Genomic DNA, 25,523 nt, shown 5'->3' with positions numbered 1-25,523 from the left:
GGTCGGACGATTGATTCACGGGGGGTTCGGCGCACGCGGGCGGGCGGATTGCGCCGATACGCTTGGCGTATGGCGGACAGACCCGCTCGCGTCCCGGGGGAGCCGCTCGCGCGCGGCCCGGTGGAGGGCGCGGACGCGGCGGAGGGACCGCGTGTCGGCGTCCTCGCCCTGCAGGGCGACGTCCTCGAGCACCTGCGGATGCTCGACCGGGTCGGGGCTCGCGGCGTGCTCGTGAAGCGGCCCGCCGACCTCGACGCCCTCGACGCCATCCTGGTACCCGGCGGGGAGTCGACCACCATCGGCAAGCTCGCCGGCATGTACGGGCTGCTCGAGCCGCTGCGCGAGCGGATCCGCGCCGGCCTGGCGGCGTTCGGGACGTGCGCGGGCGCCATCCTGCTCGGGCGGGGGGCGTTGCTCGCCGACGGGCGGGCCAGCGACCAGCCGCTGCTCGGCGTCCTCGACACCGTCGCCCGGCGCAACGCCTTCGGCCGGCAGGTGACGAGCTTCGAGGCCGACCTCGAGGTGGCCGGCGTCGACGGCGGGCCCCTGCGGGCGGTGTTCATCAGGGCGCCGTGGTTCGAGGAGGTCGGCCCGGGCGTCGAGGTCCTCGCGTCGGTGGCGACCCCCGCCGGGGAAAGGGCCGTCGTCGTCCGCCAGGGTCGGGTGCTCGCGTCGGCGTTCCACCCCGAGCTGTCCGGAGATCCCCGCCTCCACCGGCTGTTCGTCACGTCGCTGCCGCGGTCAAGCCCGGCGTCCGCGACCCCCCGATGCTAAGGTCCGCGTCATGTCCGGTCACAGCAAATGGTCGACGATCAAGCGCAAGAAGGGCGCCCAGGACGCGAAGCGGGGCAAGCTCTTCGGGCGGCTGATCCGCGGCATCGAGGCCGCGGCGAAGACGGGGGGCTCCGACCCGGACGCCAACCCCACCCTGGCCGACGCGGTCCAGAAGGCCAAGGACAGCTCGATGCCGAAGGAGAACATCGAGCGGGCCCTGAAGCGCGCCGCGGGCGAGGACGACAGCGTCAGCTACGAGACGGTCTACTACGAGGGCTACGCGCCCGGCGGGGTCGCCCTCTACGTCGAGTGCCTGACCGACAACCGCAACCGGGCGGCGAGCGAGGTCCGGGCGGCGTTCAACCGCAACGGCGGCAGCATGGCCGAGCCCGGGGCGGTCAACTACCTGTTCACGCGAACCGGCGTCATCCTCGTCCCGGCGGGGGAGGTCAGCGAGGACGACATCCTGCTCGCCGGTCTCGACGCGGGCATCACCGACGTCCGACACGACGGCGACACCTTCACCGTGACGACGGACCCGGGGGACCTCGCCGCGGTCCGCGCCGCGCTCGAGGAGGCGGGGGTGCGGGTCATCTCCTCGGAGTCGACGATGCTGCCGAGCGTGTCGGTGCCCGTGCGTGACGAGGCGCAGGCCAGGGCGGTCCTGCGCCTGCTCGAGGCGCTCGACGACTGCGACGACGTGCAGAACGTCTACGCGAACTTCGACATCCCCGACCAGCTGCTCGAGGCCGTCGCGTAGCCAGCCGCGGGGGCGATCACCGCGGCGGGAGCCGCACTTCCGGGGCATTTGGGTATTACGCACAGTAGTCTAGTCATAACTCGCAGTACAATTAGGCCCGCTGTGCTATGGAGTCGGGACGAGGCGGACGCCGACACTTCAGGCAGCAGCGGGACCCCCCTCCCGCGTGTCCGTAGAAGGGATTGTCCAATGCTCCTCGTTCACGTCCTCCGCCAGCTCGCCGCGCGCCTGTCCGTCGAGGACGACGGTGCCACCGCCGTCGAGTACGGCCTCATGGTCGCGCTCATCGCCGCGGTCATCGTCGGCGTCGTCGGCGTCCTCGGCGGGCAGATCAGCACGACGTTCTGCACGGTCGTCACCGAGCTCGGTGGTACCTGCCCGTAGGCAAGGTGCCGACGGGGGAAGGCCGATGCGGGGGAGCATGCACACCGACGAGCGCGGCGGGATCGCCGTGCTCGCCGGTGTGCTGCTTCCCGCGCTGCTCGCGTTCAGCGCCCTGGGCTTCGCCGGCCTCACCATGGCCGGCGGCGAGCGCGAGCTGCAGCGCGCCGCGGACGCCGGGGCGCTCGCGGCGGCCGCCCAGCTTCCGCTCGCCGATCTCGGCGGCATCACGAGCCCGGTGCTCAGCGACCTGTCGCCCTCGGGCGCGACCGTGCAGATGGGCGGCTGCGCCGTGGTGGAAATGAACCTCCAGGAGGCGGCGCTCACCTCGGGCTTCGCCGACACCGTCACGTGCTCCGCGTCGCCGGTTGCCTACACCGGCAACCTCGCCACCGCCCTCCAACAGGGGCTCGGAGTGCTGCCCCTGACCGGCTTGCACCCGCTGAACCGGGTAGTCGACGTGCCCGCCCTGCTGCCGTCCATCGCCAAGCCGCACGTGACGGTCACCGCCGGCAGCGACCTCGACCCGCCGCTGCGCGGCCTGCTCAGCCCCTCGGCCCCCGGCCGGCTCGAGGCCACCGCCATCGCCCGCCGCCGGTTCAAGAACGCGGTCCTGGCGCCGGTCATCGACGTCGACGACACGGTCATCTGCCAGGGGAACATCATCGGCCTGCTCGGCGTCACCGTGGGGACGTTCACCGAGCCGCTGCGCAACATCCTCGGGGACCTGTCCCTGCTGAACAACGTCACGGGCTGCCGGTTCGACGCCAACCCCGCGCTCGCCGTCCCCCGTGACCCCGCGCTCACCACGCTCGACACCGTCGCCGCGGCACTGCCGACGCAGCTGCGACCCGTCGCCGACGCCCTCCGCGAGCTGCGGATCGACCTCGCCGACCTCTACGACCCGCCGCCCGACGGCAGCGCGGCTCCCACGCAGTGGGAGATCATCGAGTCCGCCGCGGCGAACAACGAGGACGTCCTCGTCGTCATGGCCGGGCTGTCGTCGTCGAGCAGCCTCCTGTCGAGCCTCCTCGGCGCGACGCGCATCCCCGTCGTCGACGGGGTCGTCGTCCCGGCGACGACGCTGCTCGACGGGACGGTGACCGTCAGCGACGCGCTCCCGTCGGTCCTGGCGGCGCGGGGCCTCTTCCGCGCCACGCTGGTGCGGTGATGAGCCGCGAGCGGGGAGGGGCCGCGGTCGAGTTCGCCCTCGCGCTGCCCATCGTCCTCGGCATCGTGGGCATGGTCGTCACCGGCGCCCTCGCGTTCACGATGAACGCGCTGCTCCTGCGCGGCGCGGAGCACGCCACCCGGGTCGCCGCCGTCCCCACCGACCTCGCGACGCGCACCTACGCCACCGACGCACAGGTCGCCCAGGCCGCCGCCGACGGCGCGATCCTTTTCATCCCCACCGCGGTGCAGCGCGTCTGCTCGCCCTCGCCCTGCCGTGGCGGGGGGCGCGTCGGCGTGACGGTGTCCTACGTCTGGACCAACCCGGCCGCCGGCCTGCTCAGCGCGATGACGGGCGGCGGCTTCGGCGGCTCCTACACGTTCACCACGACGACCCGGCGGGTGGTCGAGTGAGACGCCTTCGCGCCGATTCCGGCGTTGCCATTCACGCCGATTCCGGCGTTGCCATAGTCGAGATGGCGGTCGTCCTCGGGCTCCTGCTCGTGCTCGCCGTGGGTGCGCTGCCGGTGTTCAGCCTGTTCGTCGGGCACACGACGCTCGGCCGCGCCACCGGTGAGGCCGTCCGCTTCGCCACGAAGGTGGAGACCAACCCCTGCGTCGCGGGGACGCCAGGGTGCGTGTTCGACCAGCCGGGCAGCGGTTGCCCGCTGGACGCCCGCCGGCGCCCGTCGGTCGCCGAGGTCGAGGCGTACCTCCGCGCCGCCGCCGGCAACCCGAGCCTCGAGGTGCGCGTCCACGACCCCGCCGACACGAACGTGCAGCGCCAGCCCTGCGCCACCGGGCCCGGCACCGTCGTGGCGGTCACGGCGGCCTACGACCACAACCTCGGCGTTCTCGCATCCCTGGCCAACACCGCCTCCAGGCTCGTCGGAAACGGGCCGATGTTCACCGGGACGACCGTCCGCGTCGTCGCCACCGCCGTGGGTGTCGAGGAATGACCGCGGCAATCCCGCACCGAGAGAGGGAATCCACGTGATGAGGAACAAGACGACGCTCGCCGGCGCCGTGCTCGGCGTGATCGGCGCGGGCCTGCTCGCCCTGTTCGTCGCGCAGGCGGCGGGGCCGGCGAAGGCCGAGGCCACGGTGACCGCCCTGGTGGTGAACGACGGCCTCGCCCCCGGCATGGGTGCGCCCGAGGTCGGTGCTCGCGTCCGCGAGGCCGAGGTCCCCGCCTCCCTCGCCCCCGCGGGGCGGATCGTGGACCTCGACGAGCTGGCCGGGCGCAAGGTGGTGCGGTCGGTCGGTGCGGGGGAGATCCTGACCGCGTCGCAGTTCGCCGCCGCGGGACCGGCCGCCGGAGGCCTCGTCGTCCCGTCCGGCTACGAGGCCATCACCCTGGAGGCGGAACCCGCCCCCGGGGTGCAGGGCTACGTCACCCCGGGCTCGCGGGTCAACGTGTACGCGACGGTCGCCGGCGACGGCGCCGCGGGGGACCCGGCGGCCGGGCAGCCCTACACCCAGCTCGTGCTCGGGCACGTCGACGTGCTCGCGGTGACCCCCGGCACCCTGACCGGCGAGTCCCAGGACCCCGCAGCGAAGGGGTCCGACGGTCGCATCGTCCTCCTCCTGCAGGTGCTGCCCGAGGACACGCCCGTGCTCGTCCACGCGCAGAAGCAGGGGTCGCTGTGGTTCACGCTCGTGAACCCCAACGACCCCCCGCCGGGTGCGCGCCGGGTGCAGGTCGGCGACCTCGACGCCGCGCAGCGCACCCACGCGATCGGCGCGGCCCGCGCCCGCCAGGACGCCGAGCGCGCCGCGCACGGCGGCGCCGGCCAGGCGCAGGTGACCCCGTGAGCGACATGCGCCGTCGCGTGCTCGTGGTGGACCGCCGCCCGGAGCTCGCCGACACCCTCCGCACCGCCCTGAGCGGCGGGGAGCGACCCGAGATCGTCCACCTCCGGCGCACGACGCAGGCGCTCGACGTCCTCGTCGACGAGGGCCCCTGGGACGTCCTCGTCGCCGGCCCGTCGGAGGAGAGCGGCGCGGGCCTGCGCCGGCTCGCCCAGATCCGGGAGGTCGACCCGACGCTCGGGCTGCTCGTCACGGTCAACGGCAAGGAGCCCTCCGACCTCGGCGCGCTCGTCAAGGCCCGGCCCGACGAGCTCGTGCGCGTGCCCGCCGCCCCGGCGGCCCTGCGCACGGCGCTGCTCGCCACGGCAGCCGCGGCCGAGGGGCGCCGATCGGGAGCCATCGAGGCAGCGCTGCGGACGGCGGAGCAGGCGACGCGCCTCGGGCGGATCTACACGGTGAGCGGCCCCACCGGCGGCTGCGGCAAGACCACCGTGGCGGTGAACCTCGCGGCGATGCTCGGCAAGCCCGGCACCCACAGGGTCGTGCTCGTCGACCTCGACGTGCAGTTCGGCGAGGTGACCGCGGCCCTGCAGCTGCGGCCGGCGCACAACCTCTACGACATGGTCTTCGACGCCAACGACCAGCGGGCCAGCGGCGCAGAGGTCGCCGAGGCGCTCGCGACCGGCCTGACCGAGACGCCCTACGGCTTCTCGGTCCTGCCGGCGCCGCGGGATCCCGTGCACGGCGACGCGATCACCGCCGACGACGTCACGCAGCTGCTCGCGGTGCTGCGCCAGCACGCCGACTACGTCGTCGTGGACACCCCCACGGGACTGCGCGAGGGCGTCCTCGCCGCGCTCGACCTCAGCGAGGACATCATCGTCGTTAGCCAGGTCGACGTGCCGGGCGTGGCGAACCTGCGGACCTTCCTCAGCATGCTCCAGCGTCTCGGGGTCGCGCCCGAGCACCAGCACGTCCTGCTGAACAAGGAGATGGTGGACTCCGGCGTCACCGCCCACGACGCCATGGAGATCCTCGGCCCGGTCGCCGGCAGCATGCCGTTCGACGCGGGGGTGCTGCGGGCGCTGAACGAGGGCAAGCCCCTGTGCGTCGTCGCGCCGCACCACCCCGTGGCCGCCAAGCTCTGGCGGGCGCTGGCCGCGGTGCTGCCGCCCGACGCCGTCCCGCCGTCCGAGCCGACCGACGAGGCGCCCCGCAAGCGGCGCTGGTGGCAGAGGGGGTCCGCGTGAAGCTGTCGGAACGCCTGAAGAACGAGGGCGAGGGCCCCGCGCCGGCGGGGACCCGCAACGGCAAGGCGGCCCCCAAGGCGGCCCCCAAGGCGGCCCCCAAGGCGACCCGCGCGCCCAAGACGCCCAGGCCGACGTCGAACGGTCGCGCGACCGAGTGGTCGGCGACGAAGCGGCGGGTCCACGACCTCGTCGTCGCCGACCTCGGCCCGCTGCTCGGCAAACGGGGAGCGTCGATCGACCTCGGTCAGGAGGTCCGCGACCGCCTCGACGACGCGCTCGCTCAGGCGGGCCTCGAGGTGACGCCCACCCAGCGGCGCCGCTTCATCGTCGAGGTCACCGCCGACATCCTCGGGTACGGCCCGCTGGAGCGCTTCCTCGCCGACCCGGAGGTCACCGAGGTCATGGTCAACGCCTACGACGACATCTTCGTCGAGCGCGAGGGCCGCATCGAGCACACCGACGCCTCCTTCGACGACGAACGCCAGCTGCGACAGGTCATCAACCGCATCGTCGCCGCCGTCGGCCGCCGCGTCGACGAGTCGAGCCCGCTGTGCGACGCGCGGCTGCCCGACGGCTCGCGGGTCAACGTCGTGCTGCCGCCGCTCGCGCTGCGCGGGCCGGCCATGACGATCCGCAAGTTCCCGGAGTACCCGATGCAGATGAGCGACCTCATCGAACGGGGGTCGCTCACCCCGCAGGTCGCCGCCTTCGTCGAGGCGTGCGTCACCGGAAAGCTCAACATCCTCGTGTCCGGCGGCACCGGCACCGGCAAGACCACCCTGCTCAACGCCGTCAGCCAGTTCATCCCGCCCGGCGAGCGGGTCGTCACCATCGAGGACTCCGCCGAGCTCCAGCTCCACCAGCCGCACGTCCTGCCGCTGGAGGCCCGGCCGGCGAACAGCGAGGGCCACGGCGAGATCACCATCCGCGACCTCGTCCGCAACGCGCTGCGGATGCGCCCCGACCGCATCGTCGTCGGCGAGGTCCGTGGCGGCGAGGCCCTCGACATGCTCCAGGCGATGAACACCGGCCACGAGGGGTCGCTCACGACCCTGCACGCCAACGCGCCGCGCGACGCGCTGTCGCGCCTGGAGACCATGGTGCTCATGGCGGGCATGGACCTGCCCCTGCGGGCCATCCGCGACCAGATCGCCTCCGCGCTCGACCTCGTCGTGCACCTCGACCGGCTCGCCGACGGCCGGCGCGTCGTCACGACCATCACCGAGGTCCAGGGCATGGAGGGCGACGTGATCGTCCTCCAGGACCTCTTCGCCTACCGCTTCACCTCCGGGGGTTCGGGGACCGCCTCCTCGGCCGGACGGACCGTGCCGACGGGCCTGCGCCCGAAGATGCTCGCCAAGCTCGAGAACGCCGGCTCGCCGCTCGCCCCGTCGCTGTTCGCCGCGCCGCCGCCCGGGGCGCCCCGCCCGGCGAAGGGCCGGCGGCCGTGAGCGCCGTGATCGGCATCCTCGGCGGGGCGCTGCTCGTCGCCGGCGGCGTCGGCCTGGCCGTGTTCGGGCTGCGCCAGCAGCAGCGCACGGGCGTCGACCGGCTGCGCGCCGCGATGGACGAGGTCACCGACCCCACGACCCGGGAGATCTCCGTCCTCGCGCAGGCGTGGACCGCGATGACCGCCGCGACGGAGCGGGCCGGCCGTGGGGGCTCCCTGCACGCCCGGGCCACACGGGCCCTCGAGGGTGCGGGATGGCCGCTGCGCCCCGCCGAGTTCGCCACCGGGGTGGCGGTCGCGTCCCTGCTGGCCGCGCTCGTCGCCACCGCGCTGGCCGGAAGCCTCGCCACGGGACTGCTTGTGGCCGTGGTCGCCGTGGTCGCACCCTGCCTCGTCCTCAAGCGCCAGGCTCGGGTGGTCGCGCAGAAGGCTGACCGCCAGCTGCCCGACGTGCTCGGGCAGATGGCCGCGAGCCTGCGCAGCGGGCACTCGCTCACCCAGGCGATCGAGGCGGCGGGGGAGCAGGCCGACGCGCCGCTCGGACCGCAGTTCGCCCGCGTCATCGCCGAGACGCGCGTCGGGCGCGACCTCGACGATGCGCTGTCCGCGACGGCTGAGCGCATCGGGTCCACCGACCTGCGGTGGTCGGTGCGGGCCATGGCGATCCAGGCACGCACGGGCGGCAAGCTCTCCGACGTCCTCGAGGTCCTCGCCGAGTTCATGCGCGACCGTGAGGAGGTCCGCCGCGAGGTGAGGGCGCTGACCGCCGACGGGCGCATCTCCGCGTGGGTCCTCGGCCTCCTGCCCTTCTTCGTCACCGGCGCCCTGCTCGTGATCAGCCCCGACTACCTCCAGCCGCTGTTCAGCGAGCGGCTCGGCCTGCTCATGCTGTTCGCGGCGGGGGTGCTCATGGGCATCGGCATGCTCGTCATCCGCAAGATCATCCGGGTGGAGGTCTAGCCCATGAGCCCGATCCTCGGCTACGTCGGGGCCCTGGCCGTCGGCGCCGGGCTCGCACTCGTCGTGGGCGGCCTCCGGCGGTCGACACCGGGGCGGGTGGCGCTCAGCACGGTGACCGGGGGCGACGACCCGATCCGCAGCTCGCGCGACCTGCGGGAGGAGTGGCTGCGCCAGGGGCTGCTCGAGCGCGTCGTGCGGCCGACCGTCGAGCGCTTCGCCCGCGCCGGGCGGCGCATCACGCCGTGGGCGCGCTCGGCGGCCCTGCGGGAGCGCCTCGACAACGCCGGTTACGCCGCGCCCGTCGAGTCCTTCCTCGCCGTGAAGATGGCGAGCGTCGGGGCCGGCCTGGTCCTGGCTGTTGCCTACGCGGCGCTGGGTGGCGCCCGCCCCCTCGTCGCTCTCGTGGTGGCAGCCGTCGCGGGCTACGCCCTCCCGGAGCTGGTCGTCCACTCCCAGGGGCAGAAGCGCCAGGAGGCTATCTCGCGGACGCTGCCCGAGGCGCTCGACCTCCTCGCCCTGACCGTGCAGGCCGGCCTCGGGTTCGAGCAGGGCGTGGCGGAGGTGACCGAGGAGGTCACCGGACCGCTCGCCACCGAGCTCGACCGCATGCTCAAGGAGCAGCAGCTCGGCCGCTCCCGTCGCGAGGCGCTCGTGGCGCTGCACGAGCGCAACCGGTCGGAGGAGCTCCGCGCCCTCGTCTCGGCGCTGCTCCACGCCGACCGTCTCGGCACGCCCATAGCCGACACGCTGCGGGTGCAGGCTCGCGAGCTGCGCCGCCGCCGCCGCGCGCTCGCCCGCGAGCGGGCCGGCAAGGCCCCGGTGAAGCTGCTCTTCCCGCTGCTGTTCGGCATCTTCCCGGCGATGTTCGTGGTGATCATCGGCCCGGGCGCCCTGCGGATCATCGAAGCGCTGATCCGTTGACCCCTCGCGGCGTGGCGGCTGCGCGGCGCGTGCGGGCCGTGCTGCTAGGCTCGACCGAACAGCCGTTCGGTGGAAGGGTCGAGGGGTGCGCGTCCTCGGGGTGGACCCCGGGTTGAGCCGCTGCGGGGCCGGCGTCGTCGACGGGCCGGCGAGCCGCCCGACGGCGGTCCGCGTCGGGGTGATCCGCACGCCCGCCGACGCCCCGGTGGCCCGGCGCCTGGCGACGCTGCACGCCGAGATCGGCGCGCTCATCGCGGCCTCGGCCCCCGACGCGGTCGCCGTCGAGCGGGTCTTCTTCAACGCCAACGTCCGCACCGCCATGGGCGTCGGGCAGGCCGCCGGTGTCGTGCTGCTCGCCGCCGAGCAGGCCGGGGTGGCGGTCTGCGAGTACACGCCCACCCAGGTCAAGGCCGCGGTCGCCGGCGACGGCGGCGCCGACAAGGGCCAGGTCGGCTACATGGTCCGGGCGCTGCTGCGGCTGGCGGCCACGCCGAGCCCCGCCGACGCCGCCGACGCCCTCGCGCTCGCGCTCTGCCACCTGCAGCGCGCCGGCGCCCCGGCCGGCGGGGCGATGCACCCGCGGCTGGCCGCCGCGGTCGAGGCGGCGCAGCCGGGCGCGCAGGTTCGCCCGCTCTCAGGCTGATCGCTTCAGATCCGGCGCGGACCTGCCGACTGTTTCTTCCATGCCCCCCGGTCGGGGGGGACAGCGATCCCCCGATAAGGGGTATGAGGAGACCCACACCATGAATGTCACTTCGCGCACCATCCGCGTTCCGGCCGCAACCGTCGCTGGACTCGTCGCCATCCTGTCCCTCCTCGCGATGCCGGTGGCTCACGCCGCCACCACGACGACGTTCACGGTCGCGTCGGGAGGGCTGGCCATCAGCGCTCCTGCGAGTGTCAACCTCGGCAGCGCCAGCGCTCCCGGTTCGATCTCCGCGGCGCTCGGTCAGGTCAAGGTCGACGACACCCGCGGGGCGCTGCTCGGCTCCTACTCCGCGAGCGTGTCGAGCAGCGACTTCACCACCGGCGGCGCCACCGCGGCCGAGACCATCGCCGCGTCCTCCGTCGCCTACACCGGCGGCGTCGTCACCCCGGCCGGCACCGTCGTGTGCGCGAGCCCGCTCGCGAACGCCGCCCTGTCGGCGACCCCGCAGGCGGCCATGAACGCCACCGGGGCGACCGGCACGAACAGCTGCACCTGGAACCCGGCGATGACCGTCACGCTGCCGGCGGCCGCCGTCGCCGGCACGTACACGGGCACCATCACCCACTCCGTGGCGTGAGCAGATCGCTGCGCGCAGCGCTGCTCGTCGTCTTCACGGTCGCGGCCGGGGCACTCGCTCCGGCCGCGGCCATGACGGCGCCGCGGGTGCCCGACGGCTCGGTCGGCATCCGGCTGCTCGACGCGCCCGCGGACCGCCGCGACGACGCACGCGCCCACGCCTACATCGTCGACCACGTCGCCCCCGGAACCCGCATCGAGCGGCGGATCGAGGTCGGCAACGGCACCGCCGGCCCCGCCCGCGTCGAGCTCTACACCGCCGGTGCCGCCGTCGAGGGCGGCGCGTTCACGTTCTCACCCGGCCGTGAGCGCAACGAGCTCGCGGAGTGGACGCGCGTCGACCCGCCCGCGGTCACGGTACCCGCACGGGGCACCGCCGAGGCCACCGTGCGCATCGACGTCCCCGCGAACGCCGCCGCCGGCGAGCGCTACGCGGTCGTGTGGGCCGAGCCGCCTGCAGCCACGGACGGGGACGTCGCCGTCGTCAACCGCGTCGGCATCCGCATCTACCTGTCGGTGGGGCCCGGAGGCGAACCGGCGTCGGACTTCGCCATCGGCACCCTCACCGCGCGGCGCACGGCGGCCGCGGTACCCGAGGTCCTCGCCGAGGTCGTGAACACCGGCGGCCGCGCGCTCGACCTCACCGGTGAGCTCACGCTGAGCGACGGCCCCGGCGGGCTGTCCGCCGGGCCGGTTCCCGCCGGCCTCGGCACGACGCTCGGCGTCGGGCAGTCCGCCGACGTGCGGTTCGTCCTCGACCCCGCGCTTCCCGACGGGCCCTGGCGTGCCGAGCTCACCCTGCGGTCGGGGTCGGTGGTCCGCACCGCGGCGGCGACCGTCGAGTTCCCGCCGCCCGGCGCGACCCTGCCCGCGACGCCTCTCAGCGGGGCGAGGGGCTGGCCGGCCGTCGTGGCGCTCGCCCTGCTCGTGGCCGTCGCCGCGCTCGCGCTCGTGTCCTGGCGGCTGCGGCGCTCGGCCACGCCCGCGGCCGGAGCGTAGGCAGCGCGAAGGTTCCCCGGGGATCACGACCGCGGGTGGTAGCCTCCGGCGCGAACGCACGTTCGGCTCCAGGAGGTCCGCCCGATGATCGCGCAGCTGCGGGGCACCGTCGTGGCCGCCGGCCCCGGCGAGGTGGTGCTCGACGTGGGCGGCGTCGGCTACCGGGTGTTCGTGGCCCCCGGCACCCGGGCCGGAGCCGTCGGTGACGCCCTCACGCTCCACACCAGCCTCGTCGTCCGCGACGACGCCCTCGACCTGTACGGGTTTGCCGACGTCACCGTGAAGACGCTGTTCACCACCCTGCTCGGCGTCGCCGGCGTCGGCCCGAAGCTCGCCCTCTCCGCCCTGGGTGCCCTCGGCGCGGACGGTCTGCACCGAGCGGTGGTGACCGAGGACGTCGGCGCGCTCACGGTCGTGCCGGGGATCGGCCGGAAGGGCGCGCAGCGCATGATCCTCGAGCTGCGCGAGAAGCTCGGCGGCCTCGCCGACGACGCCGGTGTGCCCGCGGCCGCCGGGCCCGCGGCGAACGGCCACGACGCCCGGGGGGAGGCCCGCCAGGCCCTCGCCGCCCTGGGGTACGCGCCGGCGGAGGCGGCCGCGGCCCTCGACGCGGTGCCGGCCGACGGGCCGCAGCGCCCCGAGGAGCTCCTGCGCGCGGCCCTCCGCGCGCTCGGGGCGGCGGCGAGGGCGTAGGTGGAGGAGATCCTCGCTCCCGCCGAGGTGCCCGGCGACGCCGAGCTCGACGCGTCGCTGCGCCCGCGCACCCTCCAGGAGTTCGTCGGCCAGCCGAGGGTCTCCGAGCAGCTCGCCCTCGTCCTTGCGGGCGCGAAGGGACGCGGGGAGCCCCCCGATCACCTGCTGTTCTCCGGGCCCCCCGGCCTCGGCAAGACGAGCCTCGCCAACATCGTCGCCGCGGAGATGGGCGCCGACCTGCGCACCACGTCGGGACCGGCGCTCGAGCGCCCCGGCGACCTCGCCGCCATCCTCACGAACCTCGAGCCCGGCGACGTGCTGTTCGTCGACGAGATCCACCGCCTCGGGCGCCAGGTCGAGGAGATCCTCTACCCGGCGATGGAGGACTTCTGCCTCGACATCGTCGTCGGCAAGGGGCCGGGCGCGCGGGCGATCCGCCTGCCGCTGCCGCCGTTCACGCTCGTCGGCGCGACGACGCGCACGGGGCTCATCACGAGCCCGCTGCGCGACCGGTTCGGCTTCGCGGCCCGCCTCGACTTCTACGGCGAGGCAGACCTCGCGGCGATCCTCGCCCGCAGCGCCGGGATCCTCGGCGTCAGCCTCGACGACGACGGAGCCGGGGAGGTCGCCCGGCGCAGCCGCGGCACCCCGCGTATCGCCAACCGCCTGCTGAAGCGCGTCCGCGACTACGCGGAGGTCCGCGCCGACGGCCGGGTCACCGGGCCGCTGGCCCGCCGGGCCCTCGAGCTGTTCGACGTCGACGAGCGCGGTCTCGACAAGCTCGACCGGTGGGTGCTCGAGGTGCTGTGCCGCAACTTCGGTGGCGGGCCGGTCGGCCGGTCGACGCTCGCGGTCGCCGTGGGGGAGGAGCCCGACACCGTCGAGGACGTCGTCGAGCCCTTCCTCATCCAGCTCGGGCTCCTCGCCCGCACCCCCCGCGGGCGGGTCGCGACGGAGGGTGCCTACGCCCACCTCGGGCTGGCCCCGCCGGCGCAGGACCCCACGCTGTTCCCCGGTTGAGGGCCTGCTAGGCTGGATCCGCCCGGCGCTGCGGCGCCGTCTCGCCAGCGCGCAGGACGCGCAGTCCGACTCGAGCGACCCGAAGGCCCCGAACCATGCAAGCTTCCGCGCTCGTGCCGGTCGTCGCCCAGGAAGGCGGCGCGATCGCCGGCTTCCTGCCGATCGTCCTCATCATCGCGGTCTTCTACTTCCTGCTCATCCGGCCCCAGCAGAAGCGGGCGCGCCAGCACCGCGAGCTCGTCGAGTCCGTCGGGGTCGGTGACCGGGTCGTGACGATCGGGGGCATGCACGGCACCGTGCGGTCGGTCGACGAGGAGACCATCCGGCTGGAGCTCGCGCCCAACATGGACGTGACGCTGGCGAAGCAGGCGGTGAGCCGGCGCCTCATCGACGCCGACGCCGGCGAGCTCGGCGACGCGGGCACCGTCTAGCACCCGAAGGCCTGCCGCACACACCATGGAGCGTGCCGTCGACGATTCCTCCCGCCAGACCGAGACCGGTGTCCCGGTCGGCGGGCGCACGCCCCGCGGGGAGGAGCAGGCGACCCCCGAGCGGTCCACCGGTCGCGCGCGCATCCCCCTGCTCGAGCGCATCCGGGCGCACGAGCGCACGAGCGCGTTCATCGCCGCCGCCGACGAGTTCCTCGCGGCGCAAGGCTTCACCGAGCACGGCTTCCGCCACGCCAACCTCGTGGGCCACATCGCGTTCAACGTCCTCACCCACCTCGGCCACGACCCGCACACCGCCGAGCTCGGCGCCGCCGCCGGCTACCTCCACGACATCGGCAACGTCGTCAGCCGCTCAGGCCACGGGCAGTCGTCGGCCTGGATCGCCTACGACCTGCTGAAGGAGCTCGAGTCCCCGGCCGGCGACATCGCGCAGATCCTGTCGGCGGTCGGCAACCACGAGGAGCAGTACGGCGAGGCGGTCGGCCCGGTGGCAGCCGCGGTGATCCTCGCGGACAAGTCCGACGTCCACCGCAGCCGGGTGCGCAAGAACGCCTCCATCGAGATGGACATCCACGACCGGGTCAACCATGCGGTCGAGGCGTCGTTCCTGCGTGTCGATCCCGACGCGCGCACGCTCACGCTCGAGCTCACGATCGACACGTCGATCAGCCACGTCCTCGAGTACTTCGAGATCTTCCTGGAGCGCATGATCATGTGCCGCCGAGCCGCCCGTACCCTCGGGTGCGACTTCAAGATCACCGTCAACGGGGTCCAGGTCCTGTGAAGGGTGGCGTGATGACCGCGACGACGCAGCAGCCGGCCCGTGCCGGAGCCGAATGGGGTGCAGCATGACGAAGGGCAAGCTCTGGGTGGTGCTCATCAGCTTCCTCGCGCTCGTCGGCGCGATGTGGGGCTCGATCCTCGCCATGGGGATGCGTCCGAACCTCGGCCTCGACCTCCAGGGCGGCGTGAGCATCACGCTCGCGCCCGAGCCCGGCCAGGAGGTCGACGAGGAGATCCTCGAGCAGACCGTCACGGTGATCCGCCAGCGCGTCGACGCGCTCGGCGTCGCCGAGCCCGACATCGCGCGCCAAGGCGAGAACATCCTCGTGCAGCTGCCCGGCGCGGCCGACCAGGCCGAGGCCGAGGAGGTCGTCGGGCGCACCGCGCAGCTGCAGTTCCGGCCGGTCCTCGACATCATCGCGCCCGACGACCCCCGGTACGCCGACACCCCCGACTGCGACGCGCTGCTTGCGGAGCTCACCGGTCCCGCCGACCCGTCCCGGCCGGTGGTCCTCTGCGAGAGCCCCCTCGGCGCGGGTGAGGAGGCGGAGCTCGAGGAGGAGACCGAGCAGGAGATCCCCGTCGCCGAGCGCGTCAAGTACCAGCTCGCCGAGGCCGTCGTCGTCGGTGCCGACGTCGAGGACGCCCGCGCGGCGCCCGACCAGGTGACGGGTCTGCAGTGGCAGGTGAACCTCACGCTGTCGCGCGAAGGCGGCGACCGGTTCCAGGAGACGACCGCCCAGCTCGCCTGCGAGCCTCCCGGAGCCCCGCAGCGGCGCTTCGCGATCATCCTCGACAACACCGTGGACTCCGCCCCCCAGGTGAGCGAGCAGGTGCCGTGCGGGCAGGGCATCGGCCGCGAGGCGCAGATCACCGTGGGCGGGGGCGAGGAGGAGGCCCGCGACCTCGCGCTGCTCCTGCGCGCCGGCGCGCTGCCCATCCAGCTCGAGGTGGCCACCTCCCAGAACGTGTCGCCCACGCTCGGGGTGGCGTCCCTGCGGGCCGGTCTGCTGGCCGGCCTGATCGGGCTGCTGCTCGTGGCCGTCTACCTCATCGTGCTCTACCGCGGCATCGGCGTGGCCGCCGTCGCCGAGCTCGCGATGTTCGGCCTCGTCGTCTACGGCGCGATCGTCCTGCTCGGCGAGTTCGTGGGCTTCACGCTCACCCTGGCGGGCATCGCCGGCATCATCGTGTCGATCGGCATCGCCGCCGACTCCTCGATCATCTACCGCGAGCGCTACCGCGACGAGATCCGCGCGGGCCGAACCGTGCGCACCGCGGCAGAGCACGCGTTCTCGAAGGCCTGGCGGACCAACCTTACCGGCAACACGGTGAGCTTCCTCGCCGCGGTGGTGCTCTACTACCTCGCGATCGGCCCCGTCCGGGGCTTCGCGTTCACCCTCGGGCTGTCCACGCTCATCGACACGATCCTGTTCGGCACGTTCACCCGCTCGCTGTTCGGGCTCGTCGCCCGCAACCCGAAGCTCGCGAAGTCCCCGTGGGTGGGACTGCGGGCGCAGGAGGTCGCGCCCGACGCCGTGGGCGCGACGAAGCGGGACCCACGGCGCAAGGCGAAGGTGTAGGTATCACCATGACGGAGACGCTCGAGAAATCCCCACCCCCGTCCCAGCCAAGCAGCGGCGGTCCCTGGAAGCGCTTCTTCACCAACCAGACGCGCTTCGACTTCATCGGTCGCTCGCGGCTGTGGCTGATCGTGTCGCTCGTGGTCGTGACCGTCTGCCTGGCGGGCGTGGCGATCCGCGGCTTCAACTTCGGCATCGACTTCACCGGTGGGGCGGCCTACACGGTCGCCGACGCCCCGCGGCAGATCGACCCCGACGTGCTGCGTTCCGAGATCGGCGCGATCGTCGAGGAGGACCTCACCGTCCAGGTCGTCGAGGGCGGCACGGGCGCCATCGTGTCGACGCAGGCGCTCGCCGACGACCGCGAGTCCCGGGCCCGGATCGTGGAGACCCTCGCCGAGGTGACGGGCGCGGCGCCCCGCGAGATCGACGTGAGCGTCGTGGGTCCGCGGTGGGGCGCGCAGATCAGCGAGCAGATGCTCCGCGCCCTCCTCGTCTTCCTCGTGCTCGTCGTCGGCTACATCACCCTGCGCTTCGAGTGGCGGATGGCCCTCGCCGCGCTCGTCACGCTCATCCACGACGTCATCGTCACCGTGGGGGTGTACGCGATCGTCGGCTTCCACGTCTCGCCGGCGTCGGTCATCGCCCTGCTCACGATCCTCGGTTACTCGCTGTACGACACGGTCGTGGTCTTCGACCGGGTGACCGACGAGTCGAAATCGGTCAACGCCACCTCGACCGAGACCTACGGCGAGATGGCGAACCGCGCGGTGAACGAGGTGCTCCTGCGGTCGCTCTCGACGTCGATCACCTCGCTGCTGCCGGTGGGCTCCCTGCTGTTCATCGGCGCGAACCTGCTCGGCGCCGACACGCTGAGCGACCTCGCGCTCGCGCTGTTCGTCGGCATGGCCGTCGGTACCTACTCGTCGGTGTTCGTCGCCACGCCGATGCTCGTCTTCCTGAAGGAGCGCGAACCCCGCTACGCCGAGCTGAAGGAGAAGATCCTGGCCCGCCGCGGTGGTGAGCAGGCCGCGGCCATCGCGGGCGGCGGCGGCGCCGCCGCGCGGAGCCCGAAGAAGGCACACCGGGGCAAGAAGCCGCGCAGCCGGCGTAGCGGCTGACGCGAGGCGAGGCGGCGGGATGAGGGGTCGGCGGGTCGTAGCGACGCCCTTCGCCGAGGCGCTGCTGGCCCGCGCCGTGCGCGACATCCCCGACTTCCCGGAGCCCGGTGTGGTGTTCAAGGACATCACCCCGCTGCTCGCCGATCCGGCCGCGTTCTCCAGCGCGGTCGACGCCATCGTCGTGAGCTTCGGGCGCGGCACGATCGACAAGGTCGTCGGCATCGAGGCCCGCGGGTTCATCATCGCCGCCCCCGTCGCCTACCACTTCGGGGCGGGCTTCGTGCCGCTGCGCAAGGCGGGCAAGCTGCCCTACGACACGATCAGCGAGACCTACGAGCTGGAGTACGGCACGGAGGTGCTCGAGATCCACGCCGACGCGTTCGCCCCCGGCGACCGGGTGCTCATCGTCGACGACGTCCTCGCCACCGGGGGGACCGCCCGGGCCGCCTGCGACCTCGTCGCCCGCGCCGGCGCGCAGGTGTCGGGCCTCGGCTTCGTCATCGAGCTGACGTTCCTGAAGGGCGCCGACCAGATCGCCGGCTTCGACTTCGTGAGCCTGCTCCAGTACTGAGCGGTGGGGGCCATCTGGTCGCCGCGGGCGGGCAGGCACCCACGTCGCTGTGCCCCGGGGCCGGGGGAGTGCTGCGCTCATGGGAGGACGAAAGAAAGGGAGGGGCCCGCGAGCGGGCCCCTCCCCAGGTGATGGGGGATGACGCTATCCGCTGAGCAGACCTGTGGCGGTCGCCGCAGCGCTGTCGACCACTCCCGTGTCGACGACCCCCGTGTCGACCGCGCCCGTGTTGGGCAGGAGCACGACGCAGGCGTAGACGAGCGGGCTCACGTCGAGCTCGACGGGCACAGTTCCGCTGGGACAGTCAACGAGTCCGGCGTTGAAGTCGTCTCCGGGCAGGAGGACGACGCAGATGTAGGCCAGGCCGCCAAGGTCGAGCTCCAGCCCGTCCGGGCACGGCTCAGTGACCGGAGGCTGCCCCGGCCCAGGAGGCCCAGGAGGTCCGGGCGGCCCAGGGGGTCCGGGAGGTCCGGGCTGTCCGGGCTTGCCGGGCGGACGGTTCTCCGGCGGCCGGTTGTCCGGCGGCCGGTTCTCCGGCGGCCGGTTGGCGGGTGGCCCGCCGGGCTTCGCGTCCCTGTCCTTGCCCTTGTCCTTGCCCTTGTCCTTGCCCTTGTCTTTGTCTTTGTCGCGGTCATCGCAGTTCGGGTTGTTCTGGCCGGCCTTGCCCTGTTCACAAGGCGTGGGGTTTGGCGGGCCCTGATCGTGGCCCTCCTGGTGGTGCGCCACCGCGGTGCCGATGCTCGCGAAGACCAGCATCAGTGCGGCGACGATCGCCAGGCTGAGTCGCTTCATGCGATCCCCCTTCGTCGCGCGATCCCCCCGTTCTCGGGGATAGAGTAAACGACGAAGGAACCAGTCCGTCACGGCGTTGTCGAAGAAAAATCGAAATGGCGTCGGAGAGATAATATGCAAAACCTGGGTATCATTCCACTGGTGCAGTGGAGTCAAACGCGGTAGTGCGAATGCTCCCCGTAGACGAAGGTATGTCCGTCGTTGACCCCGTCTGGCCATATTCATGTCAGTGCGCGGATCATGCATCGTCTTGGCGGGGGCAGTACCGTAGTCTGCCGAGGCGCCAGCAGGGAGGCTTGCCACGAGCGAGGGCGATCGGACGAAGGCGGCGCAGGCGCTGGAGCGGCGCCGGCCTGACGCCACCGGCGGTGGCGCGCCTCCCCGTGCGCTCGAGGCGGGCCCGGGCATCGGCGCCCCGAGGGGCGATGACCGGCCCCTTGCCGCCGAGCAACGCACGGTGCGCTCCCCGGGCGCGCCCCCTCGCCCGCGGCAGTCGGGGGTGAAGGCGGTCCTCGCCCGCCTCCCGATGTTCGACCTCGGTGTCCAGGTCCCCGACCGGCTGCAGCCCCTCGTGGCCGTGCTGAAGCAGCACTCGCCCAAGGTCGACGTCAAGGAGGTCGTCCGGGCCTACCAGTACGCGGAGGCGGCGCACGCGGGCCAGCAGCGACGCTCCGGAGAGCCCTACATCGTCCATCCCGTCGGTGTCGCGGAGGTGCTCGCCGAGCTCGGTATGGACACCGCCACGATAGTTGCGGCGCTCCTGCACGACGTCGTGGAGGACACCGACCTCACGGTCGCCCACATCGGCAGCGAGTTCGGGGACGAGGCGGCAGCGCTCGTCGACGGGGTCACGAAGCTCGACCGCATCCAGACCGCGAGCCGGGAGGAGCAGCAGGCCGAGAGCCTTCGCAAGATGCTCATCGCGATGGCGAGCGACTTCCGGGTGCTGCTCATCAAGCTCGCCGACCGCCTCCACAACCTGCGAACCATCCACCACCTGCCACGTGAGAAGCAGAAGCGCATCGCCGAGGAGACGCTGTCGATCTACGCGCCGCTTGCGCACCGGCTCGGCGTCCAGAACTTCAAATGGCAGCTCGAGGATCTCGCCTTTGCGACATTGCACCCGAAGCGATTCGACGAGATCAAGGCGATGGTCGCCGAACGCCAGCCGGAGCGCGACCGCTTCCTCGACGCGGTCGTCGCCGAGGTCGAGGAGCGGCTGCGGAGCGTGAAGATTCGCGCCGAGATCCAGGGCCGGCCGAAGCACTACTACTCCATCTACGACAAGATGATCGTGCGCGGCAAGGAGTTCGGCGAGATCTACGACCTCGTTGGCATCCGCGTCATCGTCGACTCGGTGAAGGACTGCTACGCCGCGCTCGGCACCCTGCACGCGATGTGGCGCCCGATCCCCGGGCGCTTCAAGGACTACATCGCGATGCCGAAGTTCAACCTCTACCAGTCGCTGCACACCACGGTCGTCGGCCCGGACGGCAAGGCCATCGAGGTGCAGATCCGCACCCGGGCGATGCACCGCACCGCCGAGTACGGCGTCGCCGCCCACTGGAAGTACAAGGAGAGCCGGGTGAAGTCGACGGCGCAGACGCGCGAGTCGGAGACCCAGTGGCTCGCCCAGATGCTCGACATGCAGTCCGACACCGCCGACCCGGGCGAGTTCCTGCGCAACATGCGCCTCGACCTCTACGCCGACGAGGTCTTCGTCTTCACCCCCCAGGGAGACGTGAAGGCGCTGCCGCGCGGGTCGACACCCGTGGACTTCGCCTACGCCGTGCACACCGATGTCGGCCACCGCACGGTTGGCGCGCGGGTGAACGGGCGGCTCGTCGCCCTCGAGTACGAGCTGCGCAACGGCGAGACCGTGGAGATCCTCACCTCCAAGGCGCCCGACGCCGGGCCGAGCCGGGACTGGCTCGAGTTCGTCGGCTCCTCACGCGCGCGCAGCAAGATCCGCCAGTGGTTCTCGCGGGAGCGCCGCGTCGACGCCATCGAGAAGGGGCGCGACGAGCTGCGCCGCGTCCTCGCGAAGCAGGGAATGGGCTGGAAGCGGCTCATGGGCTCGCAGGAGCTCAAGGCCGCGGCGGAGCAGATGAACCACCACGACCTCGACGCGCTCTACCGGGCCATCGGCGACGGGCACATCTCCGCCCAGTCGGTGGTCACGCACCTTTCGAGCCGGGTGGCCGAGAAGGCGGAGACCGACGAGGTCACAACGCCCACGGTCCTCGACGTCCCGCCACGCCCGTCCGAGGCGATCGTCGTCGAGGACACCGAGGACGTGTGGGCGAACCTCGCGCGCTGCTGCACCCCCGTGCCCGGCGACGAGATCCTCGGCTTCGTCACGCGTGGACGCGGCGTGTCGGTGCATCGGGCCGACTGCCCGAACGCCGACGACCTGCGTCGCGACCCCGAGCGGCTCATCTCCGTGCGGTGGGACCCGTCGACCACAGCAAGCTTCCGCGTGACCATGCAGGTCGAAGCCCTCGACCGCAAGCACCTGCTGCGCGACATCACGACCGTGCTCGGCGACCTGCACGTGAACATCCTGTCGGCGCAGGTGCACACCCAGCGCGACCGGGTCGCCTACCTCCGGTTCACCTTCGAGCTGGCCGACATCGGCTTCCTCGACCACATCATCGCGCAGACCAAGCGCGTCGAGGGCGCCTACGACGCCTATCGCGTCGTCCCCCGCTCGGCGAAGTCGACCACGAGCTGATGCTCGGCAAGGACAGCCGCTTCATCGAGGGCTTCGCCCTGGGCATGTGGCAGGCCAACTGCTACATCATCGGCGACGTCGAGGAGGGCGGCGCCGTCGTCGTGGACCCCGGTCAGGACGGCGCCCCGGTCGTGCGCGAACGGCTCGCGGCCCGGCAGGTGCGCTGCGAGGCGATCCTCCTCACCCACGGGCACATCGACCACATCTGGGCGGTGCCCGAGCTGGCGCGCGAGCTCCATGTGCCCGTGCTGCTGCACACCGCGGACCGCTACCTGTGGGAGGACCCGGCCAAGGCCTTCGGCGACCTGCCCGCGCGTGCGCTGCAGGCGCAGCTCGGCCTGGACTGGCAGCCCCCCGAGGGTGCGCTCGAGGGCTTGCGCGACGAGCAGACGCTGACGTTCGCCGGCATCCGCTTCCTCGTGCGCCACACCCCCGGGCACACCCCGGGATCGAGCGTCTTCCTCGTCAGCGACACCGGTGAGGACGATCCTCTGCTCGTGTCCGGGGACCTCGTCTTCGCCGGCTCCGTCGGGCGCACCGACTTCCCGCGGGGGTCGTGGCAGGAGGAGATGGACTCGATCGCCCGGGTGGTGCTGCGGCTTGCCGACCGCACGGTGATCGTCCCGGGTCACGGCCGGGAGACGACCGTCGGCGCCGAGCGGGCGGGCAACCCCTTCCTGCGCGAGCTCGTCTGATGGGGGTCCCCGAGGGTGTGAAGGGCGCGCCCGACCGCCTGCCTCCCGAGGCGGCGGCGTTCGACCACGTCGAGGCGTGCTTTCTCGCCACCGTACGCCGCGCCGGCTACGAGCGGGTGCGCCTGCCGGTCATCGAGCACACCGAGGTCTTCGCCCGGGGCGTCGGCGCCTCGACCGACGTCGTGCAGAAGGAGATGTACACCTTCACCGACAAGGGCGGGCGGTCGCTCACCCTGCGCCCGGAGGGGACCGCGGGCGCCGTGCGCGCCGCCCTGCAGGCGGGGATCCCGCGCGCGGGGGGGCTGCCGGCGAAGTGGAGCTACGCCGGGGAGTTCTTCCGCCAGGAGCGGCCCCAGGCGGGGCGTCAGCGCCAGTTCATCCAGGTGGGCATCGAGGCGCTCGGGGTGTGCGACCCCGAGCTCGACGCGGAGGTCGTGCTGCTCGGCTGGGAGGCGTTGCGGCGCGCGGGACTGAGCGACCTCACACTGCGCCTCACCACGCTCGGCGACCGGGCGGACCGTGGTGCGTACCTCGAGCTCCTCGACGCCTACCTCGACCGCTTCGACCTGCCCCCCGAGGTCGAGGCGCGCCGGCATCTCAACCCGCTGCGGGCGTTCGACGCGAAGGCGCCCGGCATGGAGGAGATCATGGCCGGCGCGCCGGTCCTCGCCGACCATGTCTCCGACGCGGCGAAGGCCCACCACGAGGAGGTGGTCGCGCTCCTGGAGGCGCAACGCGTGCCGCTGACCCACGACCCCCGCCTCGTGCGCGGCCTCGACTACTACACCCGCACGACCTTCGAGTACCAGGCGGGCGGGCTCGGCGCGCAGAACGCCGTCGGTGGCGGCGGCGCCTACGATGGTCTCGCGGCGGACCTCGGCTGGGGCGAGCCCTTCCCCGGCATCGGATGGGCGCTCGGCGTCGACCGCACCGTCCTCGCCCTCGCGCAGGCAGTCTGCCTGCCCGACCCGCCGGCACGGGTCGAGGTGTTCGTGGCCGTGGCGGACCCCGCCCTCGGCGCGGACGCGTTCGCCCTCCTCGCCGAGCTCCGCCGCGGTGGGGTGGCGGCGGACCAGACCTTCGGGGGCCGCTCGCTCAAGGCGCAGCTGAAGGCCGCAGACCGCTCCGGGGCGCGCACGGCGGTCGTGCTCGGGCCGGCCGATGCCGAACGCGGCACGGTGACGGTGCGCGACCTCTCCTCGGGCGAGCAGTCCGAGGTCCCCCGCGCCGAGGTGGTCGCCCGGCTCGCCGGCCGCTAGCGGTCCTGGTTGCAGCAAAGGTCACATGACCCTGCGACCGATGCTGCGATCGTCACGGGCGGGGCGGTCAGGGCACTCGGGCGAGGAAGGCGACGAGCACGGCGCCGGCCGCCGCGATCGTGAGGTGGAGGGCGAGGTGGGTGCGCCCGCGCAGGCCTGCGGCGAGCAGCCCGGCAACGAGCGCGAGGCTCGCGGCGACCGCGGCGGCGGGCACGGCACCGAGCGGCGCCCGGCCGGCGGCGATCACCGCAGCCCCCGCGCCGAGCAGCCCCGCGGTCGCGAGCACCGAGCCGCGCGGGCCCAGCCGCTGTGGCAGACCCCGCACGCCGGTGCGCGCGTCGGCGTCGAGGTCGGCGAGCGCCTGGGTGAAGTGCCCGGCCGATCCGAGCAGGCTCGCGGCCACGACCGCCCACCACGGGGGGAGCCGCGCACCGCCGAGGCCGAGCCAGACGAAGACCGGCAGGAGCGCGAAGGCCAGCGCGTAGGGCACGACGCTGGCCGCGGTGCGCTTCAGGCCCAGGTTGTACGCCCAACCCGCGCCGACGGCGAGCAGGTGCACCGCGGCCGCGCGCACCCCGCTCGCGAGCGACAGCAGGGCGCAGGCGCCCAGCGCCATGAGCGCCGCGTCCCGCAGCTTCGTGGCGGCCAGCGCCCCGGTCGCCGCCGGTTTGTCGGTGCGCCCCGCCGCGCGGTCACGCTCGTGGTCGAGCCAGTCGTTGGCCCAGGCGACGGAGAGCTGACCCGCGAGGACCGCTGCGGCGACCCACGCAACGCCCCCCGCCGACCGCCCCGCACCGAAGGCGAGCAGGCAGGTCACCGCCGTCACCGCGAGGGTCGGCTCGAGGTGGCCGGCCCGCAGGTAGTGGTACATCGCGGCGAGTCTCCCACGCCACCCCGCCCGCGCAGGAGAGGTGGGTGTCGGGACTGCGTCAACTCACAGATGACGCAGTCCCGACACCGGCGGGGTGGCCGGCCGCGCGAAGCGCGTGGCGCAGTTGCGCCGCGACCGCTGCCGGGTCGCTGACGACGTCGGTGTAGGTGAACCGCTGCGGGATGCGCCCGCTGACCGCGTAGCGGTTGCTCTTGTGGCTGTCGCGACGGCGGTCGGCCGTCAAGCGATGGAAGCGCAGCCCGTCGAGCTCGACGACGACGTCGCGGGGCCCCGCCCAGCAGGCGTCGGCGATCCCGATGCGCCCGCGCTCGTCGTGGAGCGCCACGTTGTACGCGGGTCGCGGGAGCCCGTACGCGCGCACGACGTCACGGTCGAAGCGGCGCTCGAGCCAGGACCAGAACTCGTCCTCGGCGCCGGGGCGGGTGATGCGCGCGATCACCCCCACGCCGGCGCGTCCCGCCGCGAGCGCGCACGCTCGCCGGTGCTGCCAGGCCCGCGTCGTGGCTTTCCGGCAGATCAGGTCGTCGGTCAGGGCCATGATCTCCGTGTCGCGCAACCGGTCGTCGGCGAGGTCCACGGACGTGCGCGCGCCGCTCGTCACCGGGATGCCCCGGACCGTGGTGATGTCGCAGCGCTCGAGCAGGCGGGTGCTGTGGGCCGTCACCCCCGGCAGCTCGGGGGCGAGACGGCCAGGAAGGGTCACCTCCGGCTCCCGCGTGAGCGGCACCCGGTCGACGCCGTGCAGCCAGGCGGCCCAGGAGAACGACAGGACGGCCTTCGGACCGGCGGAGAGGACGGCCGCCATCGCCCGGCCCTCGCGGGTCACGGGGACGAACGCCACCCGGTACACGCGGGGGTGCGCCCGCACGAGCAGCCCCCGGCGCGTCAACCGGTGGAGGTCCTGGCGCGTGACGCCTGCTGTGGCGGCCTGGCGGACGGTCACGTGACCGTACTGCCCGGCGGTGAACCGGGCGAGCAGGGCGAGGGGGTCGCGGGCCATGACGGCAGTGAACCGGTTTCCCGGAGGTCGCGGGCCGCGTGCATCCCAAGCTGTGGACGGAACGGGCGGGTGTCGGGACTGCGTCACCCCGGAGATGACGCAGTCCCGACACCCCGTGGCGGCTCGGAACCAGCCGGCCCCGATGCGACAACCTGGCGACGAACCCACT

The 25,523-nt window shown here is 73.3% G+C and carries 27 protein-coding genes; 24 read left to right on the top strand and 3 right to left on the bottom strand.

Translation table 11 applies throughout. The features are described from left to right. Positions 1-69 precede the first annotated feature (69 nt). The 21 genes from pdxT (at position 70) to VM324_04215 (ending at position 17,982) form a co-directional block, all read left to right on the top strand. On the top strand, positions 70-774 hold the full coding sequence (gene pdxT / locus VM324_04315; GenBank protein ID HVL98498.1) for a pyridoxal 5'-phosphate synthase glutaminase subunit PdxT: 705 nt from the start codon (positions 70-72) through the stop codon (positions 772-774). Positions 775-784: 10 nt separating this feature from the next. Beyond that, positions 785-1,534 (top strand): YebC/PmpR family DNA-binding transcriptional regulator, encoded by a 750-nt coding sequence (locus VM324_04310; GenBank protein ID HVL98497.1) that lies wholly within the window; start codon positions 785-787, stop codon positions 1,532-1,534. 189 nt (positions 1,535-1,723) lie between these two features. Beyond that, positions 1,724-1,918 (top strand): Flp family type IVb pilin, encoded by a 195-nt coding sequence (locus tag VM324_04305; GenBank protein ID HVL98496.1) that lies wholly within the window; start codon positions 1,724-1,726, stop codon positions 1,916-1,918. A 37-nt stretch (positions 1,919-1,955) separates the two neighbouring features. Further along, complete coding sequence (locus VM324_04300; protein ID HVL98495.1) at positions 1,956-3,086, top strand: pilus assembly protein TadG-related protein; 1,131 nt, start codon at positions 1,956-1,958, stop codon at positions 3,084-3,086. Then, the gene (locus VM324_04295) at positions 3,086-3,499 is read left to right on the top strand and encodes a hypothetical protein (GenBank protein HVL98494.1); all 414 of its coding nucleotides are present in this window, start codon (positions 3,086-3,088) and stop codon (positions 3,497-3,499) included. The genes VM324_04300 and VM324_04295 overlap by 1 nt, the downstream gene beginning before the upstream one ends. Positions 3,500-3,561: 62 nt before the next feature. Next, positions 3,562-4,044: a hypothetical protein gene (locus VM324_04290; GenBank protein ID HVL98493.1), complete on the top strand. Its 483-nt coding sequence runs from the start codon at positions 3,562-3,564 to the stop codon at positions 4,042-4,044. A gap of 37 nt (positions 4,045-4,081) precedes the next feature. Continuing rightward, a complete protein-coding gene (cpaB, locus tag VM324_04285; protein ID HVL98492.1) occupies positions 4,082-4,900 on the top strand; it encodes a Flp pilus assembly protein CpaB in 819 nt (272 codons plus the stop codon). A 5-nt stretch (positions 4,901-4,905) separates the two neighbouring features. After that, positions 4,906-6,147, top strand: coding sequence for an AAA family ATPase (locus tag VM324_04280; protein HVL98491.1), 1,242 nt, complete (start codon positions 4,906-4,908; stop codon positions 6,145-6,147). Beyond that, the gene (locus VM324_04275) at positions 6,144-7,598 is read left to right on the top strand and encodes a CpaF family protein (protein HVL98490.1); all 1,455 of its coding nucleotides are present in this window, start codon (positions 6,144-6,146) and stop codon (positions 7,596-7,598) included. The genes VM324_04280 and VM324_04275 overlap by 4 nt, the downstream gene beginning before the upstream one ends. Beyond that, positions 7,595-8,557, top strand: a complete 963-nt coding sequence (locus VM324_04270) for a type II secretion system F family protein (GenBank protein HVL98489.1) — start codon at positions 7,595-7,597, stop codon at positions 8,555-8,557. Before VM324_04275 ends, VM324_04270 begins: the two co-directional genes overlap by 4 nt. A 3-nt stretch (positions 8,558-8,560) precedes the next feature. Next, the gene (locus VM324_04265; protein ID HVL98488.1) at positions 8,561-9,478 is read left to right on the top strand and encodes a type II secretion system F family protein; all 918 of its coding nucleotides are present in this window, start codon (positions 8,561-8,563) and stop codon (positions 9,476-9,478) included. Positions 9,479-9,563: 85 nt separating this feature from the next. Then, entirely contained in the window at positions 9,564-10,121 is a 558-nt protein-coding gene (ruvC, locus tag VM324_04260) for a crossover junction endodeoxyribonuclease RuvC (GenBank protein ID HVL98487.1), read from the top strand. A gap of 100 nt (positions 10,122-10,221) precedes the next feature. After that, the gene (locus tag VM324_04255; protein HVL98486.1) at positions 10,222-10,764 is read left to right on the top strand and encodes a hypothetical protein; all 543 of its coding nucleotides are present in this window, start codon (positions 10,222-10,224) and stop codon (positions 10,762-10,764) included. After that, positions 10,761-11,762 carry a hypothetical protein gene (locus VM324_04250; GenBank protein ID HVL98485.1) on the top strand — a complete coding sequence of 334 codons (1,002 nt, stop codon included), beginning with the start codon at positions 10,761-10,763 and terminating at the stop codon, positions 11,760-11,762. The genes VM324_04255 and VM324_04250 overlap by 4 nt, the downstream gene beginning before the upstream one ends. A gap of 84 nt (positions 11,763-11,846) precedes the next feature. Then, positions 11,847-12,455, top strand: a complete 609-nt coding sequence (gene ruvA, locus VM324_04245) for a Holliday junction branch migration protein RuvA (protein HVL98484.1) — start codon at positions 11,847-11,849, stop codon at positions 12,453-12,455. Beyond that, the gene (ruvB, locus tag VM324_04240) at positions 12,456-13,475 is read left to right on the top strand and encodes a Holliday junction branch migration DNA helicase RuvB (GenBank protein ID HVL98483.1); all 1,020 of its coding nucleotides are present in this window, start codon (positions 12,456-12,458) and stop codon (positions 13,473-13,475) included. It begins immediately after the preceding gene. A 95-nt stretch (positions 13,476-13,570) separates the two neighbouring features. Continuing rightward, positions 13,571-13,906, top strand: coding sequence for a preprotein translocase subunit YajC (yajC, locus tag VM324_04235; protein HVL98482.1), 336 nt, complete (start codon positions 13,571-13,573; stop codon positions 13,904-13,906). A gap of 25 nt (positions 13,907-13,931) precedes the next feature. Then, positions 13,932-14,708, top strand: a complete 777-nt coding sequence (locus tag VM324_04230; GenBank protein HVL98481.1) for an HD domain-containing protein — start codon at positions 13,932-13,934, stop codon at positions 14,706-14,708. Between the two features lie 64 nt (positions 14,709-14,772). Beyond that, the gene (gene secD / locus VM324_04225) at positions 14,773-16,290 is read left to right on the top strand and encodes a protein translocase subunit SecD (GenBank protein HVL98480.1); all 1,518 of its coding nucleotides are present in this window, start codon (positions 14,773-14,775) and stop codon (positions 16,288-16,290) included. 8 nt (positions 16,291-16,298) lie between these two features. Next, positions 16,299-17,411, top strand: a complete 1,113-nt coding sequence (secF, locus tag VM324_04220; GenBank protein HVL98479.1) for a protein translocase subunit SecF — start codon at positions 16,299-16,301, stop codon at positions 17,409-17,411. Positions 17,412-17,430: 19 nt separating this feature from the next. Continuing rightward, the gene (locus VM324_04215; protein HVL98478.1) at positions 17,431-17,982 is read left to right on the top strand and encodes an adenine phosphoribosyltransferase; all 552 of its coding nucleotides are present in this window, start codon (positions 17,431-17,433) and stop codon (positions 17,980-17,982) included. Positions 17,983-18,126: 144 nt separating this feature from the next. Here the strand turns inward: VM324_04215 and VM324_04210 are convergent, their stop codons facing one another. Next, a complete protein-coding gene (locus VM324_04210) occupies positions 18,127-18,774 on the bottom strand; it encodes a hypothetical protein (GenBank protein ID HVL98477.1) in 648 nt (215 codons plus the stop codon). A 457-nt stretch (positions 18,775-19,231) separates the two neighbouring features. Here VM324_04210 and VM324_04205 point away from each other — a divergent pair, with 457 nt between their 5' ends. The 3 genes from VM324_04205 to hisS are packed head-to-tail and all read left to right on the top strand — an operon-like array spanning position 19,232 to position 23,462. Continuing rightward, complete coding sequence (locus tag VM324_04205) at positions 19,232-21,508, top strand: bifunctional (p)ppGpp synthetase/guanosine-3',5'-bis(diphosphate) 3'-pyrophosphohydrolase (protein ID HVL98476.1); 2,277 nt, start codon at positions 19,232-19,234, stop codon at positions 21,506-21,508. Further along, on the top strand, positions 21,508-22,203 hold the full coding sequence (locus VM324_04200; protein HVL98475.1) for an MBL fold metallo-hydrolase: 696 nt from the start codon (positions 21,508-21,510) through the stop codon (positions 22,201-22,203). Before VM324_04205 ends, VM324_04200 begins: the two co-directional genes overlap by 1 nt. Then, positions 22,203-23,462, top strand: a complete 1,260-nt coding sequence (hisS, locus tag VM324_04195) for a histidine--tRNA ligase (protein ID HVL98474.1) — start codon at positions 22,203-22,205, stop codon at positions 23,460-23,462. Before VM324_04200 ends, hisS begins: the two co-directional genes overlap by 1 nt. A gap of 67 nt (positions 23,463-23,529) precedes the next feature. Here the strand turns inward: hisS and VM324_04190 are convergent, their stop codons facing one another. Both VM324_04190 and VM324_04185 read right to left on the bottom strand, forming a co-directional pair. Beyond that, a complete protein-coding gene (locus VM324_04190; GenBank protein ID HVL98473.1) occupies positions 23,530-24,333 on the bottom strand; it encodes a UbiA family prenyltransferase in 804 nt (267 codons plus the stop codon). A 58-nt stretch (positions 24,334-24,391) separates the two neighbouring features. Next, positions 24,392-25,354 (bottom strand): type IV toxin-antitoxin system AbiEi family antitoxin domain-containing protein, encoded by a 963-nt coding sequence (locus VM324_04185; GenBank protein ID HVL98472.1) that lies wholly within the window; start codon positions 25,352-25,354, stop codon positions 24,392-24,394. Between the last annotated feature and the right edge of the window lie 169 nt (positions 25,355-25,523).

It is taken from the genome of Egibacteraceae bacterium, assembly GCA_035540635.1.
Taxonomy (GTDB): domain Bacteria; phylum Actinomycetota; class Nitriliruptoria; order Euzebyales; family Egibacteraceae; genus DATLGH01.
Note: the sequence above shows the minus strand (reverse complement) of the source record. Positions and strands in the feature narration are given on the sequence as shown.